Source organism: Rhodoferax sp. UBA5149 (assembly GCF_002413825.1).
Classification (GTDB): Bacteria; Pseudomonadota; Gammaproteobacteria; order Burkholderiales; family Burkholderiaceae_C; genus Rhodoferax.
In genome coordinates this window covers 6116-9576 of sequence record NZ_DHXT01000046.1, presented here as the reverse complement: position 1 = coordinate 9576, position 3461 = coordinate 6116, and the positions used below count along the sequence as shown (strand labels likewise).

The following is a 3461-nucleotide window of genomic DNA, read 5'->3' as shown; positions in this document are numbered from 1 at the left end:
ACAAAGCCGCGTCGCTTGGGCAGGATCACGCCCACCGGGCAGATGCTGGCGGCGCGATCGCTCAAGTCCATCGTGGTGTCGGCCAGGCGCCCGCTGTCGCTGTTGACCAGCAGGTGGGCGGCTATGCCATGGCCGCCGATGGCAAAGACGTTTTTGCCATCGACATCGCGGCTGGCCTTGACGCACAGCTCGCACAGGATGCAGCGGTTGAAGTCGAGCAGGATGTCGGGGTGGCTGGCGTCGACCGGGCGGTCCGGGTAGAACTCCTCGAAGTGCGGGCCTTCCATGCCCATCTCGTAGGCCGTGGCTTGCAACAGGCAGTTGCCACTTTTCTCGCAACTCGGGCAGAAGTGATTGCCTTCGACGAACAGCATTTGCAACAAGGTCTTGCGGTGGCCGTTGAGTTCTTCGGTATTGCTTTCGACCTCCAGCCCGGCGCTGGCGCGCACGCTGCAGGCAGCCCCGGCGTGGCCATTGACTTTCACGCTGCACAACCGGCACGACCCATGGGCCGGGAAATCAGGGTGCCAGCACAGGTGCGGGATGTAGCGATGCGCACGCGTGGCGGCCTGCAGCAGGGTCTCGCCGGGGCGAAACGGCACATCTTCACCATCCAACAAAAAGCTCGGCGGCGGGCTCGCTTCATCCGTCATGTGCGGTTCTCCAGATGCGCGCCGGCGTCGTCCCGGCCGGTCATGCGGCGCGCAATCGAGAGCTCGGCGTCGAGGTCGAAGCCGGGCTCGAAATGCAGCGACTTCAGGTGCTGCTCGTAGGCCGGGCGGAACTTCAGGATGGTGTCGCGCAGCGGGTTGCAGGCCGAAGCGCCAAGGCCGCAATGGGTGGTGGTGTGCATGAGCTTGTCGAGTTCGAACAGCACGTCGATGTCGTGCCGCGAGCCATGGCCCGCGGCCAGCTTGTCCAGGCCCTTGACCACCAGCGCCGTGCCGACGCGGCAGGGTGTGCAAAAGCCGCAGCTCTCGTGAGCAAAGAAATGCGCGAAGCCGCGCGCCACCTCGAACATGTCGCGCGAACGGTCGAACACCATGAAGGCGCCTGCCGTCGGCACGTCTTCGAAAGCAATGCGGCGGCCGAACTCGAAAGCCGACAGGCAGACGCCCGACGGCCCGCCCACCTGCACCGCCTGCGTATCGCGTGCGCCGCAGTCCTCCAGGATGCGGCCGATGCGGGTGCCGAACGGGTATTCGTACAGGCCCGGGCGCTCGCAGTCGCCCGACACCGAGTGGATCTTGGTGCCGGTGGATTTGGCGGTGCCGATGGCGGCCCACCAGGCGCCGCCTTGCAGCGCAATAGGGGTGGCGGCACAGAAGGTCTCGACGTTGTTGACAATGGTCGGATGGCCAAGGTAGCCGTGCGTCACCGGGAACGGCGGACGAATGCGCGGCGTGCCGCGTTTGCCTTCCAGCGACTCGATCAACGCCGACTCTTCACCGCAGACATAGGCGCCGGCGCCGACGTGCAGGGCAATGTCAAAATCAAAACCCTCGCGCCCGAGGATACGGGTGCCCAGCAGGTTCTCCTCGCGCCGACGCTGCAGCACGGCCCGCAGCGGCTCCAGCAGGTAGCGGTACTCGCCGCGCAGGTAGACCAGACCGCGCCGGGCGCCAAGGAGGTGGGCGGCGATCGTCATGCCCTCGAACACCGCGTCGGCGCGACGGCTCAACAGCACGCGGTCCTTGAAGGTGCCGGGCTCGCCTTCATCGGCGTTGCAGACGACGACATGTTCAACGCCGGGCGACTGGCGGCACAGCTCCCATTTGAGGCCAGTCGCAAAGCCGGCGCCGCCACGCCCGCGCAGCTTGGACAGCTTGATCTCGGCCAGCATCGCGTCCGGCCCGCGTGCCAGCGCCGCCGCCAGGGCGGCGCCCGGCGCCGCCGCTTCGCCGAGCAACACATCGGCACGCCGGATGTTGTCCTGCACCTCGAACCATGGCGCCGGCCAGTGCGGCACCGGCACGCGGGCGCGGATCAGCGTCGCCATCTCCGCCACCCGGGCGGCGTCAAGCCGGGTCACAACCTGGTGGTGATTGATCAGCAAGGCCGGCCCCTGGTCGCACAGGCCGGTGCAGGAAGTTTTGTCCACGCTCACGAGACCCTCGTCGCCGAGCCGCCCGGGCGCCACACCCAGTCGGCGGCAAAGGTCGGCCATCAGCGCCTCGCTGCCGAGCATGCGGTCGGTGACGTTGTCGCTGAACAGCACCCGGTAAGCCCCCACCGGCCGGGTGTGGAAGAAACGGTAGAAGCCGGCCACCCCCTCCACCTGGGCCAGTGTCAAACCGAGCGTCACGGCGACCTGGCTCAAGGCGTCGCGCGTTAGCCAGCCCTGCAAGGCCTGCAGCTCGCGCAGGATCTGCACCAGCGCGTGGGGGTCGCGGCCATGACGCGCCAGCAAGGATGGCAAGTCCGGGGCCGGGCCCGGGGCAGGAAGGGATGAGTGGTTGCGGTGCACGGGTTGATACCAAAACTTTAGGTTTGAGTGGCAGCGCAGCGAGCGGCCGTGACTAATCGTAGTGCGCCGCGTCAAAGCGGCGCGTTTGCAGCCAGTAGTCCCAGGTGAAGCCCGGCCACAGGGTGTCAATGTGCCCGTCGGCGTTCTGGTACCAGCTCTTGCAGCCGGACGACCACACCGTGCCCTTCATCTTGCGCTGCATTTCGGCGTAGTTGTCTTGTTGCACCTGCGCCCGCAAACGCAGCGTGCTTTGCCCGCGCCGACGCAGCGCACGCAGGGCCGCCACGATGTAATCCACCTGGGCTTCGATCATGAAGAGGATGGAGTTGTGACCGAGCCCGGTGTTGGGCCCGACCAGCATGAACAGATTGGGAAACCCCGCCACCGTGATGCCCAGCCGGGTGGCGGCGGGCTGGCGGCGCCACAAGGCGCTGAGTTCGGGCGCTTCATCATCCGCAGGGCGGCTTTCGCCAAAAATCCGCATCGGCGTCACCAGCTCGGCCGCCTTGAACCCGGTGCCCCAAATGATCACATCACAGGGATGCAGCGTGCCATCGGCACTGACCACGCCCTCGGGCTTGATCTGGGTGACGGCTTGCGTCACCAGGCGCACATTGGGCCGCTGCAAGGAGGGGAACCAGGTGTTGGAGATCAGCAGGCGTTTGCAGCCGGGGTTGAAGTCCGGCGTGAGCGCGGCGCGCAAGGCATCGTCCGTGATCTGCCGGCGCATATGGTGGCCGGAGAGGCGACGCAACATGTTTTGCATCCGGTCCGAGCCCATGAAGCCCATGCCAATCCACTCGTTGAACCAGTAAACCCGCCAGCGGCTCAGGCGCTGCAAGCCCGGCACGTGGCGGTACAGCCAGCGTTGGACGGGGCTATAGGGCGCGTCCCACCGCGGCAAGACCCAGGCCGGTGTGCGTTGAAACACATCCAGATGGGCGGCCGCGGGCGCGATCTCCGGCACGATCTGCACCGCACTGGCGCCGGTGCC

At 66.9% G+C, this 3461-nt stretch carries 3 protein-coding genes; all 3 read right to left on the bottom strand.

The window, feature by feature from the left end:
* The coding region (locus tag B3V69_RS03660) for a 2Fe-2S iron-sulfur cluster-binding protein (protein ID WP_296443903.1) at positions 1–653 on the bottom strand (653 nt) is incomplete at its 3' end.
* A complete protein-coding gene (locus B3V69_RS03655; RefSeq protein WP_296443901.1) occupies positions 650–2410 on the bottom strand; it encodes an NAD(P)H-dependent oxidoreductase subunit E in 1761 nt (586 codons plus the stop codon). The genes B3V69_RS03660 and B3V69_RS03655, both read right to left, overlap by 4 nt.
* 109 nt (positions 2411–2519) lie before the next feature.
* Positions 2520–3461, bottom strand: a 942-nt coding sequence (locus B3V69_RS03650; RefSeq protein ID WP_296443899.1) for a flavin-containing monooxygenase, incomplete at its 5' end; no start/stop codon positions are given.